Origin of the sequence: Psychrobacter sp. KCTC 72983 (assembly GCF_014280455.1) — a bacterium.
Lineage (GTDB): Bacteria > Pseudomonadota > Gammaproteobacteria > Pseudomonadales > Moraxellaceae > Psychrobacter > Psychrobacter pacificensis.
In genome coordinates, this window is the sequence record NZ_CP060390.1 from 2231926 (window position 1) to 2249296 (window position 17371).

The 17371-nt window shown below is 44.7% G+C and carries 16 protein-coding genes; 6 read left to right on the forward strand and 10 right to left on the reverse strand.

Annotation, left to right across the window (positions count from 1 at the left end; all coding sequences use genetic code 11):
* Positions 1-203: 203 nt before the first annotated feature.
* Positions 204-1229, reverse strand: coding sequence for a polyprenyl synthetase family protein (locus tag PSBA01_RS09565; protein ID WP_186474109.1), 1026 nt, complete (start codon positions 1227-1229; stop codon positions 204-206).
* Between the two features lie 568 nt (positions 1230-1797).
* Here PSBA01_RS09565 and rplU point away from each other — a divergent pair.
* The 3 genes from rplU (at position 1798) to lolA (ending at position 3613) form a co-directional block, all read left to right on the forward strand.
* Positions 1798-2109, forward strand: coding sequence for a 50S ribosomal protein L21 (rplU, locus tag PSBA01_RS09570; RefSeq protein ID WP_071001990.1), 312 nt, complete (start codon positions 1798-1800; stop codon positions 2107-2109).
* A 91-nt stretch (positions 2110-2200) separates the two neighbouring features.
* On the forward strand, positions 2201-2458 hold the full coding sequence (gene rpmA / locus PSBA01_RS09575; protein WP_058025936.1) for a 50S ribosomal protein L27: 258 nt from the start codon (positions 2201-2203) through the stop codon (positions 2456-2458).
* A gap of 468 nt (positions 2459-2926) precedes the next feature.
* On the forward strand, positions 2927-3613 hold the full coding sequence (lolA, locus tag PSBA01_RS09580) for an outer membrane lipoprotein chaperone LolA (protein WP_071001989.1): 687 nt from the start codon (positions 2927-2929) through the stop codon (positions 3611-3613).
* A gap of 164 nt (positions 3614-3777) precedes the next feature.
* Here lolA and scpB read toward each other — a convergent pair whose 3' ends face one another.
* From scpB to mrdA, 9 genes are all read right to left on the reverse strand, one after another.
* Positions 3778-4389 (reverse strand): SMC-Scp complex subunit ScpB, encoded by a 612-nt coding sequence (gene scpB, locus PSBA01_RS09585; RefSeq protein WP_071001988.1) that lies wholly within the window; start codon positions 4387-4389, stop codon positions 3778-3780.
* 66 nt (positions 4390-4455) lie between these two features.
* Positions 4456-5295: a segregation and condensation protein A gene (locus PSBA01_RS09590; protein ID WP_186474110.1), complete on the reverse strand. Its 840-nt coding sequence runs from the start codon at positions 5293-5295 to the stop codon at positions 4456-4458.
* A 5-nt stretch (positions 5296-5300) separates the two neighbouring features.
* Entirely contained in the window at positions 5301-5903 is a 603-nt protein-coding gene (locus PSBA01_RS09595) for an O-methyltransferase (RefSeq protein ID WP_186474112.1), read from the reverse strand.
* 20 nt (positions 5904-5923) lie between these two features.
* The gene (locus PSBA01_RS09600) at positions 5924-6994 is read right to left on the reverse strand and encodes a tryptophan--tRNA ligase (RefSeq protein WP_093068706.1); all 1071 of its coding nucleotides are present in this window, start codon (positions 6992-6994) and stop codon (positions 5924-5926) included.
* Between the two features lie 108 nt (positions 6995-7102).
* On the reverse strand, positions 7103-8194 hold the full coding sequence (locus PSBA01_RS09605) for a lipid A biosynthesis acyltransferase (RefSeq protein WP_186474113.1): 1092 nt from the start codon (positions 8192-8194) through the stop codon (positions 7103-7105).
* Between the two features lie 463 nt (positions 8195-8657).
* Entirely contained in the window at positions 8658-9044 is a 387-nt protein-coding gene (rpsI, locus tag PSBA01_RS09610; protein ID WP_058025929.1) for a 30S ribosomal protein S9, read from the reverse strand.
* Between the two features lie 10 nt (positions 9045-9054).
* Positions 9055-9483 (reverse strand): 50S ribosomal protein L13, encoded by a 429-nt coding sequence (gene rplM / locus PSBA01_RS09615; RefSeq protein ID WP_058025928.1) that lies wholly within the window; start codon positions 9481-9483, stop codon positions 9055-9057.
* A gap of 252 nt (positions 9484-9735) precedes the next feature.
* On the reverse strand, positions 9736-10422 hold the full coding sequence (rsmD, locus tag PSBA01_RS09620; RefSeq protein ID WP_186474115.1) for a 16S rRNA (guanine(966)-N(2))-methyltransferase RsmD: 687 nt from the start codon (positions 10420-10422) through the stop codon (positions 9736-9738).
* Positions 10423-10510: 88 nt separating this feature from the next.
* Positions 10511-12523, reverse strand: a complete 2013-nt coding sequence (mrdA, locus tag PSBA01_RS09625) for a penicillin-binding protein 2 (protein ID WP_186474117.1) — start codon at positions 12521-12523, stop codon at positions 10511-10513.
* A 494-nt stretch (positions 12524-13017) separates the two neighbouring features.
* On the opposite strand from mrdA, the gene PSBA01_RS09630 reads away from it, so the two are divergent.
* The 3 genes from PSBA01_RS09630 to PSBA01_RS09640 all read left to right on the forward strand — a co-directional run bounded on the left by PSBA01_RS09630 (position 13018) and on the right by PSBA01_RS09640 (position 17325).
* A complete protein-coding gene (locus PSBA01_RS09630; protein ID WP_071001980.1) occupies positions 13018-14352 on the forward strand; it encodes a hypothetical protein in 1335 nt (444 codons plus the stop codon).
* A 290-nt stretch (positions 14353-14642) separates the two neighbouring features.
* On the forward strand, positions 14643-16673 hold the full coding sequence (locus PSBA01_RS09635) for a heme lyase CcmF/NrfE family subunit (RefSeq protein ID WP_071001979.1): 2031 nt from the start codon (positions 14643-14645) through the stop codon (positions 16671-16673).
* Position 16674: 1 nt separating this feature from the next.
* Positions 16675-17325 (forward strand): DsbE family thiol:disulfide interchange protein, encoded by a 651-nt coding sequence (locus PSBA01_RS09640; RefSeq protein WP_186474119.1) that lies wholly within the window; start codon positions 16675-16677, stop codon positions 17323-17325.
* Positions 17326-17371 lie beyond the last annotated feature (46 nt).

A 17371-nucleotide genomic window follows, 5' to 3' on the forward strand; every position in this document is an offset into this window, starting at 1 on the left:
TAAAACTTAAAGAAAGGTAACTATTTAACTGGTACGTTGGTTTTGAAGAGAATAAGTTTTTGAAGAGTGTCGCTTTTAAGTTATGGGATTGCTGTTCATTGATTGCTAAAAGCACTGCTAAAAAATGAGTCGTCTTAATTAGCTGGTTGTTTTAATTAGCCGATTGTCTTAATTAGTCGATAACACAGACGACTCATATTTAATTATACCAATCGTGCGCTAGCAAGCTCAGTCAATTGATACAGACCTGTACGATAGCGATTGTCAGGCAGTGTGCTGAGGGCTTGTTGCGCCAGTTTGGTTTCTTCCAACGCGCGTTGCTTGCAATAATCTAATGAGCCTGAGCTACGTACTAACTCAATCAGTTGCTCAGCATTTGGTGTTTTACCCGTTTGCACAGCGATTCGTAGCTGCTCATAACCTTTGTTGTCACTGTCTTTTAGTAGTTCGAGTGCCTTGATAGTTGGCAGGGTAGGTTTACCTTCTGCAAGATCATCGCCTAGGTTTTTGCCCATTACGTCGCTATCGCCACTATAATCAAGGACATCATCGATAATTTGAAACGCATTACCAAAGTGCTGTCCAAAGTCGCCTAATGCGGCCATATATTCTGTTTTGTCTTGCAAAATAGCCGCGCCTTGAGTCGCCATCATAAATAGGCGAGAGGTTTTGCCATCGATAATGCGTAAGTAGTCTTCTTCTGTTGCGGCAGGATTGTGCTGATGTTGTAGCTGCAATACTTCGCCTTCAGCAATATCACAAGTACCATCAGAGAATACTTGCAACAATGGCAAGCTCTGAAAACCAACCAAAAGATTAAATGCGCGCGCAATCAGATAGTCACCGACCAATACAGCGGTGGCATTGTCCCATGTGGCGTTTGCTGTCGGTTTACCACGGCGCTGTCCTGACTCGTCGATCACATCGTCATGGACTAAGGTTGCAGTATGTAGCATCTCAGTAATGGCTGCTAGGTGCATCGCTTTTTCTGATGGATTGTCGTCAAACATACGGGCACACAATAGCGTAATCAGCGGGCGCATACGCTTACCACCGGCATTGATTACATGCTGAGAGACGCTCATGACGAGCTGTACTTTTGAGTTGAGACTACCAAATACTTGCTTGTCCATTACCTCAAAATCATTGGCTACAATACTTTGAATATCTGCATAGCTAGGCGTCGATTGAGAGGCAGGCACGGTATTATTTAAAGAGGTACTAGTCATAATAAATAGTCATATTAATAAGAGTAAAGAGAGTTGGTATAACCTTGACTTTATCTATCTATAGGTAAGGTATGGTTTCGCTTATCATAACATAGCTGCCTTTGAAAATTGTTGGTTAAAGTACACCATAAGGGTAGCTCAGAGGTCGCTCGTGCGCCTATTATCATGCATAGAAGGCAGGGCAAACTGATGAAAGCGTTCAATAATTTGATGGTAAGAATGTTAACTTATCACGAGGTTTTGTCGTCACATAAATGATAGATAAAAGGCTGTAAGTAACTGATTATATAAGTTATAATAGCCCCCGTTAGGCTCAAACCATCATTTATAACCATTGTTATGATGCTTTTATCAGTATCGTTGTCTACGACGGTTTGATAATCTGTAGCGTATATAACAATGCAGATGATGGTGATTTAGTGTAACCACCTTGCAAAAACAAGACGCCCGGCTTGCTTTTATCAGCAAAAAGCCGTAAAATCTTGCCTTTAATTTTTCCCTGTCGTGTTCGTTATTGAAGCGTAGGTATAATATCTACCACGGCACACGGGTTAAACGGAGTCATACAATGTACGCAGTAATTAAAACTGGTGGTAAGCAGCACCGTGTAGTCGTCGATGAATTGCTTAAAGTTGAATTGCTAAAAGCAGAAAAAGGCGAAACAATCAAATTTGAAGACGTGTTGATGGTTGTTGACGGCGATGACGTCAAAATCGGTCAGCCTGTCGTTGAAGGCGCTAGCGTAGAAGTTGAAGTGGTTGAGCATGGTCGCGGCGAAAAAATCCGTATCATCAAGCACAACCGTCGTAAGCACTATCACAAAGAGCAAGGTCACCGCCAATGGTACACCTTGTTAAAAATCAAAGCCATTAATGCCTAATTACCCGTTTAGCAATGTTTGCTAAATAGCGCACTAAATGCTTAAGAGTTGTCGCATAAGCGATAAGTCACATTAACAAGGAGATTTTCTCATGGCACATAAAAAAGCTGCCGGTTCAAGCCGTAACGGTCGTGATTCAAACCCAAAAATGCTAGGCGTAAAAATCTTTGGTGGCCAAGCTATCACAGCTGGTAACATCATCGTTCGTCAACGTGGTACAGAATTCCACGCAGGCGAAGGCGTTGGCATGGGTCGTGACCATACTTTATTTGCATTAAATGATGGTGTGGTAAAGTTTGAGACTAAAGGTAAATTTAACCGTCGTTATGTAACGGTTGAAAACGCATAATTATCTATTTAGGTCATTTTATTCTTTGAATAAAACGATTGGATAATTAAAAAAGCCCTTACTGCCTTATGGTAGTAGGGGCTTTTTACGTTTATAAGACCTCATCAATTAATATTGGCTTTTGTTAGAGATTGGTTTTTGTTAGCAGTTTGGTCAGCAATTTTATATAGCATAAATACTCGTCACACTTAGCTCACTGGCTCTTTATGAGCACAGTGTTAATAATTTATCATGATAAATGCAAACTTTTACCGTGTAACTGCATTGGTTACAAGCGTGTATGGCAGCCGTAGTAAAGATTGCAAATCATGACTAGGCGCGTAATAAAAAAACTGGCACACTGTTGCCATTGCTGATCGATACCTGTTTTGCAGTGTTGAGATTGGTATCAACAGAAAAAATTTTAATAAGCTATTCTATTTTTAAGCGACTATTTTTAAAGCGATTGTGCTTTTTTAGAGAGGATTTATGATGAACTTATCTACGAAAAAATCAACCAAACAGAAGATGATGAGTGGTGCTTTAGCAGGTGTATTAATGACATCGTTAGGTATCGCAGCGCCAATGATGGCATTGACTCAAACAGCCACAGCAGCTCCTGCTGATAACCTAACAGCTGCTAAACGTTTGAACAAATTGCTGACCAATACCAAGAGTATGACGGCTAATTTTAGCCAGACAACCAAAGGCGCGAGCAGTGGTACGTTTAAAGGCTCTATGAGTGTCCAACGTCCCAATAACTTCCGCTGGGAAACCAAATCGCCCTCAGAGCAATTGATCGTTGCCAATGGCAACTCTATGTGGATCTATGACAAAGATCTAGAGCAAGCGACTAAACAAAATGTGGATAGCCAAGTAGGCAATACGCCAGCACTGTTATTGTCAGGTGATCCAAGCAAGATTGATCAAAACTTTAAAATCACTCAGCCGTATAGCAATAAGAACTACTATGTGTTGTACCCAAAATCTGATAATGCCAGCTTTAAGAGCCTATCCATGAGCTTTAGTGGCGGCAAACCTGTGATGATGGTACTAAACGATACGCTAGGTCAAACGACCTCTATTAAGTTTAGTAGTATCAAAATGAATCCAAGCATCGGCAGCAGTCAGTTTAAGTTCACTCCACCAAAAGGTGTTGATGTTATCAATCAATAAGGACGAGCTAATTGATGAAGCAGATTATGATGCTTTGCTATTTATCTAAGGTTGAAAGCCTCTAAGAGTGACAACCCCTAAGAGTAATAGCCAAATAAAAAGGACAGATCCTATATGATCTGTCCTTTTTTATGAGCGTAATGATAGTTTGGTCAGCAGAAAAATTAAGACATAGCTCGTATGGAGTCCATATCTGGCATTGGTGGTAGCTCGTCTAAATGACTCAGCCCAAATGCATCCAAAAATTGTGCGGTGGTGTGAAGGAGCGCTGGGCGGCCTAAGGTCTCCTTAAAGCCTTTTTCAATGATCCACCCCTTATCAAATAGCTGGCGTAGTATATTGCTTGATAACGTCACACCGCGCACTTGCTCGATGTCACTCCGTGTCACAGGTTGCTTATACGCAATAACGCTTAACGTCTCAAGTAACGCTTGGCTCAAACGCTCTTGACGCTGCGGGAAAGTCTGCTGAATCAAGCCGCTATAGGCATCGGAAATTTGCAATCGATAGCCGCTAGCTGTCTCATGTAGGTTCAGCACACCGGTCTCTAACCGTCGCTCTAGCACCTCTAAGGCTTGCTTTAATTCCTTAGTAGATAATGATAAATGTTTTCTTAACGCGTGAGCTGTCAGCGGCGCCTCTGATGCATGCAGCAGCACCTCGATGTGCTTGCTCACATCTTCAAGAGACGCCTGATTTGCCCCAATAGAGGAAGCTGTAGCGGTGCCTGTAGTTTCGGCTTTACTAGGCTGCTTTGAGTCGTCAATATCTACCATCTAAAATGTGCTCTTGTTTTAATATCATGGGATCAATAGCAGGTTTGGCGGCTAACCTGATGCTGGTTAGGCCAACCACTGTAGTGTTAGTTCTTGGGATTGATTGTCTATATCGGATGGATCGGTATCATATTTCATTAACGTGCTTGCATCATTATTGGGTTCTGTATAGACCACACCAACTAATTGCCGCTTAATCAGTTCAAGTACGGCGACAAAGCTCACGACCACGCCTATTTTCCCCTGTGCTTTGTCTAGTAGCTCATAAAAGGAGCGGGCACCATCAGTACTCAGTTGCCGACTAATGCTAGCGATACGATCAGAAAGCGGCACGATATCAGTTTTGATGGTATGCATTTGATAGTCTGGCTGTAGCTGCATTTTAAACAAGCTATCGATCAGCAGAGTAGGCGAGTAGTTGGGCAGCTCAGCATTCATAACGTCTTGACTGGGCATACTTACCATGGCTAAGAACACATCACGCTCTAAACGTATCAGATTGTCTAAGCGCTGACTGGCGGCTTTGATTTGTGCGTACTCTTCTAGGCGTTCAATCAGCTCGGCTTTTGGATCGCGCTCATCGGTAGGCGTGTCAGGGGTAGGCAATAGTAATTCGGTTTTAATAGCAATCAGCGTCGACGCCATCAGCAGATAATCACCTGCCAATTCAAAATGCTCAGTATCTAACTCACTGATATAGGCAAGATACTGCTCAGTGATGGGTAGAATCGGCATTTGGGTCAAATCAACGTTGTTCTTTTTGACCAAATATAATAAAAAATCTAGTGGCCCAGCAAACTGCTCTAGCCAAATCGCAAACGCTTGTGGCGGAACATAAAGATCGTCTGGTAGATGCTGTACTGGCGTCTGATAGATGCGCAGCGCAGTCGTGTTGGATGTATCCATAATACTTAATGTTCCTGGCGCACTGCCATAAATAGTCCAGCACCAACATCTAACGTGTGACAAAGATAACGAGAGTCGTTGGTGAATTCTGCCAAGAACTCGCTCACCTCATCACGATGAGAGATGACATTATCGACAATAAGTACACTACCGACGTCCAATGCGTTATGCAGACCTCGGATATAATCGATATAGAATTGCCGCTCTGCATCCAAAAATACCAAGTCAAAGACGTCTTCATTGCTATTGAAAAAAATAAAGGCGTCTTGTACGATGAGTCGAACAGAGTCAGACAGCCGCGTATTTTGCAGATGCTGGCGAGCAGCTTCACTGCGGTTTTTGTCGATGTCTAGCGATGTAAAGTCACATTCAGCCTGATGCCGCAGACCATACGCCAGCCACAATGTCGAAAAGCCCGTCGAGGTACCAACCTCTAGTACCTTTTTGGGCTGTCTGATCGTGGCAATATTGGCCAAAAACTGCGCCGCATCTGGTTCGACATGGCGATGACGAGCCAGCCGATTGGATTGTTCAGAGTCATACGTACTGTCAGCCTCGTATAAAGACTGACAATAAGATAAAAAATGGCTTGGATTAAATGTCGGCATTATAAACGATCAGAAGTCATTTATTTAAGCTTCGCTAGTGGGCGAATACCAATGGCACGGCGGGCTTTATCCAGCTGCTTACGGCTATGACGACGGGCTTTATCTGCGCCCATTTGCAAGATTTCTTCCAGCTCTTTTGGATTTGCCATCAATTCTTGATAGCGCGCGCGGAAAGGGGCAATCTCGTTATTGATTTGTTGGAACAACTGCTCTTTGGCGTCTCCCCAGCCAATACCTGATTCATACTGCGCACGCAAATTAGCAATTTCTTCAGGCGTAGCAAACGCTTTATAAATCTCAAAAATTGCTGACGCGTCAGGATCTTTTGGCTCTTCTGGCAATTGTGAGTTGGTCACAATACGCATGATGGCCTTACGCATCATTTTTTCAGGATCGGCTTGGCTATTAAACTCGCCAAACAACGGAATCACGTTGTTATAGCTTTTGCTCATTTTGCGACCATCGAGACCTGTGAGTAGCGGCGTGTTGTCGTCGACCAGGGCCTCAGGCTCAGTGAACAATGGCTTGTAACGATGATTAAATGTACCTGCTATATCACGCGCCATTTCAATGTGCTGAATTTGGTCACGGCCAACAGGTACATGCGTGGCATTAAACATCAAAATATCAGCAGCCATCAACACAGGGTAGCCAAACAACCCCATGTTAATCCCTTGGTCAGGATCAACGTCTTCTTTTTCCATATTAGCATCGACCGCTGCTTTGTAGGCATGAGCGCGGTTCATGAGGCCTTTGGCACATGAGGAGCTCAAAATCCATGACAACTCCAAAATCTCAGGCACATCTGACTGACGATAAAAAGTCACGCGCTCAGGATCGAGACCACAGGCGAGCCATGTCGCGGCAATGGCTTTGGTTGACTCGTGAATGATCGCAGGATCATGGCAACCAATAATACTGTGATAATCCGCTAAAAAGAAAAAAGCGTCGCTATCGCTGTTTTGAATAGACTGGATGGCCGGACGAATCGCGCCAACATAGTTACCAAGATGCGGAATACCTGTGGGTTTGATCCCTGTCAAAATGCGTTTATGTGGGGCTGCTTGTCCAGAACTGTGATTGTCGCTCATGAAAAATCCGTTGTTTTGTTTGTCAAGTTATTATAATGCGTGATTAAAAGTACAAAATAGCAGTTGCAAAGTATAGCAAATTTTATCAGCCCTTTTGAAAATAAAGGCCTACTTATAGATATCCGTACGACCATTTGGCCCATGTTTAAAGCGCCGATGAAACCACATCCACTGAGTCGGATCAATACGTATGAGTCCCTCTAAAACTTCATTAACCCGAGTAGCATCCGCAACCTCATCTTGACTTGGGTAGTTCTCAAGCTCTGGGGTGATGGTCAAGTGATAATGAGGTCGCTTACCACGTGGTAGATTATCTGGTGTCTGCCGATAGGTGTGTAGCGCCATGACAGCGGGTGGATGCGTTTTGCTGCCTAATTTTGCCATACGGCGTGATGCGGTGATGGTCGCTGCTGGCACGCCAAAGAATGGCGCCATAACCCCTTGTTTTAGACCATAGTCCTGATCGGGGGAATACCAAATCACATGACCTGCTTTGATAGAGGTGACTAGGCTTCGCATGTCACGGCTGGAGATTTGCTTACCGAATATATTGGTACGACCATTATAGATAAACCAGTCCAGTAAAGGGTTGTTTTGCGTACGGTACATACAATCGACAGGGAAGAATTGAGAACACAGTAAGCCGCCCAAATCCAGCATCGTATAATGCGCACCCAATAGAATAACCGGACGCTGCTCGTTTTGCGCATTAACAAGATGCTGTAATCCCGAAATAGATACCGTTCTAGTAAATATATTTGGACGGAACCAAGCACATAGGGTTTCAAACACCCCAATACCTTGATTGACAAAAACTTGCTTGGCCATCAATTCACGCTCAGCTTCTGGCTTTTCTGGAAACGCCAGCTTTAGATTAATCAGAGTGTCACGCCTACGGGAGCCTGCAGCGTTATAAATCAATATGCCGAGCTTACGACCTAGCCAAAACTGCCAACGCAGTGGCAAATATATCATGGGTAACATCACCAAAAACAACAACCAGATACCCCAATACGTTGGCAATAAAAACTGCCATTGAAAGGGCTTGTTTTCTGCTTGCGCGGTACGCTTTTGATTTTGCGTAATCGTTGGGGTGCCAGCAGGTATAGCAGGCGACTTATTGGATTGCTGCCTACTGGATGATGGTATGCCGTTAGTGTTGGAGGGTTTACTAGGATCGTATTGTTCTGGCGCTTTCATAATATCCTTCTGCCGCACCGTGTATCACATTGCAGCTAATGATGAAAAGTTATTGATATGATGGGGTAGGCTCAAATGCTTTGCAAGTGAGAATGTTTATAAGGTTCTTAATTTGCAGTGCTAATATAAAGTACGTATATCGATAGCTATTGCAATGAGAGATATAGTGAAACCATTATAAAAATGGTATAGCAAGATTAAACGCTATTTTTCGCAGCCTCTGGAGACGCAGTCACAGCAAGCAAGAAAAGTATCGTTTAATCGAGCGCGTTTCCTATGCTGTATCAATTTTATTGAGGTCCTACTATAGCCACACTACCTATAGGCCAATCAGCAGGCATAAAAAAGCCTTATAAGCTGTGACCAGCTTATAAGGCTTTGCAAAACGCTTCTCTTATTTGAGTTTGCTACCATCGCTCCGAGAAAAAGACAACAGCAGCAAAAAGATAAGAAAGTGCTTTGATTAACGTTTTGAGAACTGTGGACGTTTACGTGCTTTACGTAGACCCAGTTTCTTACGTTCAACTTGACGTGAATCACGAGTAACAAAACCAGCTGCTTTTAGGGCAGGCTTCAAAGTTTCGTCAGCTTCGATCAATGCACGTGTGATGCCGTGGCGGATTGCGCCCGCTTGACCACTGATACCACCACCTGCAACAGTGACATATAAGTCATACTGGTTAGCAGAGTCTAGTAGTTCTAATGGCTGACGAACAACCATGCGTGAAGTTTCACGGCTGAAGTATTCGTCTAGTGGCTTACCGTTAACAACAATACTACCAGTACCTTTTGATAAAAAGACACGAGCAGTAGACGTCTTGCGGCGACCAGTTCCGTAATTGCGTTCCATAAGTATATCCTTAGATGTCTAGTTCTTTAGGTTGCTGTGCAGTATGTGGATGTTCAGTACCCGCATATAGTTTCAGCTTCTTGATCATCGCATAGCCAAGAGGGCCCTTTGGAAGCATACCCTTAACTGCTTTGTGTAGAACATCTTCAGGCTTATGTGCAATCAGCTTTGTGAAGTTGGTTTCTTTAATACCACCTGGGTAGCCACTGTGACGATAGTACTTTTTGTCTTGCGCTTTCTTACCCGTTACCGCGATCTTTTCTGCGTTGATGACAACAATGAAGTCACCAGTATCTACGTGCGGGGTATAAGAAGGCTTGTGCTTGCCACGTAAGCGAGTTGCGATTTGAGTGGCTAAGCGACCAAGGGTTTTGCCGTCAGCATCTACGACATACCAGTCATGGGTCACTTCAGCTGGTTTTGCACTAAGTGTTTTCATGATAAAACCTTAAAATTAGAATTCGTTGAGAGTTTAGCTGGGAACGGGGCTCTCAAAAAACAGACTGCACATTATAAGCAGTAGCGCCTACGCTTGCAAGCTGCATTGGGGTTTATTTTCGCCTTTATACATTAAACTGCAGCGTTTGGCCAGTTTTTAAGCGGTTTTAAACATTTTTACAGGTATTGAAGGGTTTACTAAATATTGCTTAACAAATAACTGCTAATGATGCGCTTAGCAATTAGGGTGTAATTATGACGGTGACAGCCGATAAAGTCCAGCGACAACTTGTCCAACTTTGGTTTGTTTCAAGCATTCAAAGCATATCGTTTGCTGAGTTGTCTCTAGTTGGGCGTCGCGATTTTCATTAAGCTGCTCTTCTAGTTGCTCAAGCTGAGTGGTCAAATCTTTATCCGCTTCTAAGTAAATTAGCGTTGATTGGTCAATCAATGCATTGGTAATCAACGTACTCAAAATAGGCTGCCATAGATCCTGAGCATAAGGGGGATCGATGAAGACGATGTCAAACGGGTGCTCAATCGGCTGGTGTTGACTCAGTACTTCCTCAGCCGTGCCAGTGATAACCGTGTAAGCTGCGGTATCAAGGCGTAATTGCTCAGCACTTTGACGTAGCATGTTGCTTTGTGCCGTATTAACTTCAATAAAAGTGGTGTGAGCTGCGCCGCGGGACAACGCCTCAAACCCTAATACGCCACTGCCTGCACAGCTATCGAGTACGCGTGCACCGTGAATATCGGCCAATAACCAGTTAAATAATGTCTCTCGCAGGCGGTCGGGTGTTGGGCGCAGGCCATCTGCCTCGATGAAGCTGACAATACGGCGCTTGAACTGCCCACCAATGATACGCACATCACCGGCTGCGGCACTTTTTGCTTTAGGGTTCTTTTTTGCTGTGCGCCCGCTCGTGGGTTTTTTCATGCTAGAGTCTCTTTTATTATCTTTTTTTGAGGCATCTCTACTTATTAGACATGACTGGTAATGGTTAGAGATGTCTATCAAAATGTCGCTATTCAGAGGTGGCTGCTGCTGTTTGCGCCTCTGCTTCTGCTGTTTGCGCCTCTGCTTCTGCTGCTTCCTGTTCTGCTAACGCCTTTGCCTCTTTTTCACGCAAGGCATCTTTCAAGGCTTTCTCAAAGGCCTTTTGGCGCTTGATGACTTTGAGCTCATCGGCTGAAGGTGGGAGTACCGGATCAGTTTTGCGTTGTAGCATCCAGTAGTCAAATAGGGCACGGCCGATAGGCGCGGCAGTCGTACTACCACCGCCACCGTTTTCGACCAAGACCGCCAGCGCGATTTGAGGGTCTTCGACAGGGGCAAAACCATTGAACCACGCATGATCCCAGTGACGCTTATCGATTGCCGATTTATCATAGCGTTTGCCTTGAGCAATAGACTTGACCTGTGCGGTGCCGGTTTTGCCAGCGATACGATAACGCGGGGTATAGATGCCGCGACCTGTGCCGTTTTCTACCACGCTTTCCATTGCATCATGCATGCGTAGCCAGTCAGAAGGCTGACCGTTGTATTCAATTTTGCCATCTGGTTTGGTGATCACTTTTACCTCTGCCGCGCCGTCACTGCTCTTGAGCAAATGCGGGGTAATATGTTTACCTTTACTGGCGGTCATGGCAGTGGCATTAGCAATCTGTAGTGGCGTGGCTAAGAAATAGCCTTGTCCAATACTGACAGAGATGGTTTCACCCGGTAGCCAGTCTTTATCATACGTGTCTTTTTTCCATTTCGGTGATGGCATGATGCCTGATTTTTCGTTAGGAAGATCAATACCAGTCTTGTCCCCAAAACCAAAGCGCACCATCCAGTCGTGTAGACGCTGAATACCCATCTCATAGGCCAGCTTATAATAGTAAGTATCAACCGACATTTGGATAGATTTCTTTAAATCAACCGTACCATGACCCCCGCGCTTCCAGTCACGGAAACGATGGCTGTCTCCTGGTAAACTAAAATAGCCAGGATCATAAATAGTGCTGTTCCAATCTCGTAAGCCATAGTGAATGCCACCTAGACCCTCAAATGGTTTGATGGTCGAGCCAGGTGGGTATGTCCCTTGGAGCGCACGATTGTACAAGGGCTGATCGAGATCTTCTCGCAGGGCATCATAGTCTTTGAACGAAATCCCTGAGATAAAAGGATTGGGATCATAGCTTGGGTTACTGACAAAGGCCAGCACGTCGCCATTTTTGGGATCTATCGCTACGATGGCACCGCGGCGGCCATCTAGTTGTTGTTGGGCGACCTTTTGCAGCCCATAATCTAAGCTCAACGTAATATCGTTGCCTGAGGTAGGCGGTTTGGTATCCAATTGACGTAGGATATTGCCGTGAGCGTCTGTTTCTACCGACTGATAACCAGGTTGCCCAAGCAAAATATCTTCGTAATAGTCTTCGATACCAATCTTACCGATCAGATCAGTACCTGCATAGCGGTCCTTATCAATACGCTTAGACTCTTTATCGTTAATACGACCAACGTAACCGATCACATGAGCAAATAGCTCATCATAAGGATAATCACGCGTCAGCTTACTTTGGATAGAAACACCGCGAAAGAATGGCTTACGCTCACTGAACTGAGCCAGCTGTGCCTCTGTTAAGTCGATTTTGATGGTCACAGGGTCGTTTTTGTTTTTGTTCAAGCGCGCCAAAATATCTGTGATGTCTTCTGCTGTCAAATCAAAAATAGGCGCCAGCAAGCTGAGCGTGCGCTCAGGGTTGTCAACCTCATCAGGGCTTAGCATGGCGGTAAAAACTGGCTGGTTATCCGCCAAAATTATCCCGTTACGATCATAAATATAACCGCGGCTAGGCGGTGCAGATATCAGTTTAATGCGGTTATTGTCTGACTGGGTGGTGTACTTATCATGGGCATAGACTTGCAAATAACCATAACGCGTTATCAGGCCGCCCAAACCCAGCAATATTAAAATTCCAAAGATAATAATACGGTTGGTAAAGGTACTGTTGACCTGTTCGGTATTGGGAGTTAGTGGTTTATTCATAGAAAATCAGAGCCCAATCGGTCAGTGAGTCAATAATAAAGAGGTAAAAGGGCAGGTTGGTTAACCAAAACGCGGTGAGTCTAAAGGATAATACAAAGGATTTCAATCACATAGCGCTATATGATCTAAAATCAACGCGCATTGATTTGTACGTAGATGGTGTCTATCGTTTGACTACAAATTATAACAGAACAAATGAGTAGGCGCAGTACTCAGATGCTTATTTTGTTGTGGTCATATATTGCATAAGCGATGCGCTATCTCAGTATATTTATGGCTCAATATAGGATTTAAAAGATGTTATCTTTAGTCACAACTTGCCAAGGGTGTCCATGTGCTAAAAAATGGCAAGTATGCTAAAATCAGGCGATTTATTTTATAGTAGTGGTTAGAGACAGAGCGTCTTTTTGAGACGTTTCAATTTTGCTAGCGGCTTGTTATCAGTCGCGACCATATTAGCAACGACAATCAACCTGTCAGGAACTAGAAAAGTCATGGACATAAATTCATTGTGGCAGACGATCGCTGAGCACCCAGAGTTTTTTGCCATGCTAACTATTCCACCAGTGACGGCATTTGTTACGTGGGTGCATGTATGGATGGCGCTCAAGATGCTGTTTTATCCCATTAAGTTTTGGGGTATTCGTATTCCAAATTTTCCATTTTTTGGGTTACCAGGTATCGGCTGGCAAGGTATCGTCCCACGCAAGGCAGGCAAAATATCAGGGGTTATCGTTGATCAGACATTGTCAAAGCTCGGTTCATTAGATGAATTTTTTCAAGCGATGGAACCTGAGCAAATGGCGCTATTTGTCACTGATACGGTGGACAAAAACCTTGAGCCATTGATTGATGAGATTATGCTGGATCATTCGCCCGCACTGTGGGGCAACTTGCCTTATGCGGTAAAACGCCGCGTCTATGCTCAAGCCCACAAAGAACTGCCTAGTATCATGCAGTCGCTGGTGACAGATTTGACGTATCATGTCGAAGATCTGGTCGATATGCGCAAGATGATCGTCAATACGATGGAGAACGATCGTCGTCTGATGGTCAATATGTTCTTGAAGGTTGGGCAAAAAGAGATCAATTTTATCTGGCACATCAGTGCTTTGATTGGCTTGGTGTTTGGTATTATCCAAATGTTTATATTTTTAGTGGTGCCGCAGCATTGGACGGTGCCATTTTTTGCTGCGATTTGGGGATTTTTGACCAATTGGATTGCGATTTGGATGGTATTTAATCCAATAGAGCCGCATTTTATCCCGTATTTAAAGCTTTTTTCGGTGCAGAGCCGCTTCCCCTTTATCAAGCCAGTCATGCCTCATATCGCAAGGTATCGTCTGCAGGGCGGCTTTATGAAGCGCCAAGAGGAAGTGTCTGAAGTTTTTGCTGAGATTGTGGTAAAAGATTTGGTTACCCTTGAGAACATCATGAACGAGATGATGTATGGTGATCGCTCAGCGCAAACTCGTGAGCTGATGAAGTCGCATCTATATACGGTGCTTGAGTCACCAGTTATTAGTACGACATTACGTGTGGGATTGGGCCGCCGTGATTATGGACAGCTCAAAAACACTATTATTGATAAGTCGATTGTGGCGACTATGGTGCCACTGCGAGATCCTGAGCTCAATGAAAGTCGCGCCAGTAAGATTTTTGGTCTGTTTCGCGATAGAATAAGGGCGCTGACGCCCAGCGAGTTTCAGAATTTGCTGCGTCCTGCTTTTCGTGAGGATGAGATGACGCTGATTATCTTGGGTGGTCTGACTGGGTTTTTGGCAGGGTGGTTACATCTGGTATTGGTATTTTTCCCCTCGATGCCATAAGCAATAACACGATAAACAGTATTTTCAAATAGTCAAAAACAGCAATATCTCATACAGTTTGAGTCAATAAAACAATGCAAGGCCAATGATAGGTCAGCATTTTGTATCAATCATTCAGATTGATACGTCACAATGATAGTAGCGGGTTTTAGGTGCTTCTACAGCTATCGAAACCTCAGTTTTTAACCGTAAACTATGACCGCATAAAGGGACTATTTAGCGTTTGCCAGTGGCTAGCGATGCCATCGGTGAACCCTTAATGGTATCCAAGGTAAACAAGGTTAGACCGTATGTTAATCACAGAATTGGGTTATTTTGCCTTGCTGGCCGCTTTTATACTGGCGATTTTGCAGGTGGTACTACCAACCATTGGTGTCATGCGCGACCACGTCGCTTGGCAGCGTCTAGCACCAAGTCTTGCATGGGCGCAATTTGCGGCCATGGTCACATCATTTGCTGCGCTGATGGCAGGCTTTTATTATAATGACTTTAGCCTCGTCTATGTCACTCAGCACTCCAATACGTTACTGCCTTGGTATTATAAGCTATCTGCAACGTGGGGCGGTCATGAAGGGTCATTGCTGCTTTGGATGACCATTATGGCCACTTGGTGTGCGCTGGTGTCTTATTTTAGCCGTGGATTACCGCTGTCCATGCGTGCGCGTGTTCTTGTGATATTGGCAGGCGTGCAGATGATGATGCTAGCGATGTTGATCTTTACCTCATCGCCATTTGATCGTACCTTGCCCAATTTGCCAGTTGATGGCGCGGATCTAAACCCTGTCTTGCAAGATTTTGGTTTGATTATTCATCCGCCGATGCTCTACATGGGCTACGTAGGCATGGTCGTGCCATTTGCTTTTTGCATGGCAGCGTTGTGGGAAGGGCGCTTGGATGCGGTGTGGACACGCTGGTCGCGTCCGTGGGCGCTAGCTGCTTGGGGTTTCTTGACGGTTGGTATCGCACTTGGCTCATGGTGGGCATATTATGAGCTTGGCTGGGGCGGCTGGTGGTTTTGGGATCCAGTAGAGAACGCCTCACTGATGCCATGGCTGGCAGGTACGGCATTGCTACACTCACTTGCGGTCACTGAAAAGCGCGGTGTGTTCAAAGCGTGGACCATCATGCTGGCAATCTTTGCCTTTGCACTTAGTTTGCTAGGCACATTCCTTGTACGTTCAGGGGTGATCACTTCCGTCCATTCATTTGCTGCTGACCCGACGCGTGGTCTAGTAATTCTAGCCATTCTAGGCGTCATTATCGGCGGTGGTCTGCTGATGTTTGCGGTACGTGGTTGGCGCTTGACGGTTGAGAGTCAATATCGACTGATCTCACGCGAGTCATTCTTGGTGATTAATAACGTTATTATTTTGATTTCGACTTTGGTGGTGTTGCTTGGCACGCTATATCCTATTATTGCCGATTCTTTCAATTTAGGTCAGGTATCAGTTGGCCCTCCCTATTTCAACGCGCTATTTGTACCCTTAACGTGGCTTTTGCTCGTGGCAATGGGTATGGGCTCTAATATTCGCTGGAAACAAGACAGCCGCCCATTATTAGGTGCTGGCATGGTTATCGCTGTGAGCAGTCTGGTGTTGGCGGCGATTATTGCCTATTTTACGAGTCCATCAGAGATGCTAAATATTGGCGTCACGTTGGCAGTGAGTTTCTGGGTGCTATTATGGATGGTGATCGATTTTAAAGATAAAACCAAAAATGCACCGAGTCGATTAAACGGATTACGTCAGCTGCGTTTGAGCTATTGGGGTCAACAAATCGCCCATATTGGGGTCATCGTTGCAGTTATTGGGGTGGCATTTACCAGTACGCTCAGTATTGAGCGTGATGTGGCGCTGGGACCAAATGATAGTGTCAATGTCCAAGGGTATGACTTTACCGTAAAAGGTTTCAGTGAAGTAAAAGGCAGTAACTTTGACGCCACACAAGCTGAGGTTACGGTCAGTAAAGACGGTCAAACGGTGACGACGCTACATCCTGAAAAACGTAACTATATTATCAGTATGATGCCGATGACTGAGGCGGCAATCGATGCCAGTCTTATGCGTGATGTGTATGTCGCTCTTGGTGAGCCGATCGCCGAAAACAGCAACGAATGGGCATTTCGTATCTATGTCAAACCGCTCATTCGCTGGATATGGCTAGGTGCGCTGATTATGGCATTTGGTGCATTGCTCAGTATGCTAGACAATCGTTACCGTATTAAGAAAACCAGAACACCTGCGCAAATCGCTGCCAAAAAATCAGGCTTTGCTACGGTGGCAGATTTGGAATCGCAAGCTATCAAGACAGGGGATCAGTAATATGACGACCTCAAACAATGCACCTGATAAACAGGCTCAGCAAAGCAATAAGAATACCAAACGCAAAAAGTCGCTTAAATTAGGTTTTTTGATTCCGCTGGTGATTTTTATTGGTCTGGTTGCCATGCTGTATATGCGCTTGGGCAAACCGACGGATATCGTGACGAACACAGCACTTGAGCGTCCAGTACCGGCTTTTGAGTTGCCGCTATTGTCAGATACCAGTCGCATCATGACCAATGACAACCTGCCTGATCAGCCGTTCTTAATGAATATCTGGGGATCATGGTGTCCTACTTGCATCATCGAGCATCCTTTCTTAATGAAATTGGAGGAGCGCGGTGTCAATTTGGTCGGTGTCAACTATAAAGATGATATTGGGGATGCCTTAGGATATTTGAATAAAGGCGGCGACCCGTTTTCGATGTCTATTCAGGATCTATCGGGGCAGTTTGCTTTAGATTTGGGGCTGACTGGCGCGCCTGAGACTTTTGTCGTCGATGGTGAAGGGATTATTCGTCAGCATATTATCGGTGAGCTCAATGAGAGCAACTGGCAAAGCCGTATTGCGCCTTGCTTGATGGTGCTTAATGATGCCAATAATAATGGCGTCAGTTTAGAGCCAAGTCAGGTTGCGGAGGCATGTCAATGATAGCATATCAAATAAAATCCGTTACGATAAAGTTAGCAAGCTTGCT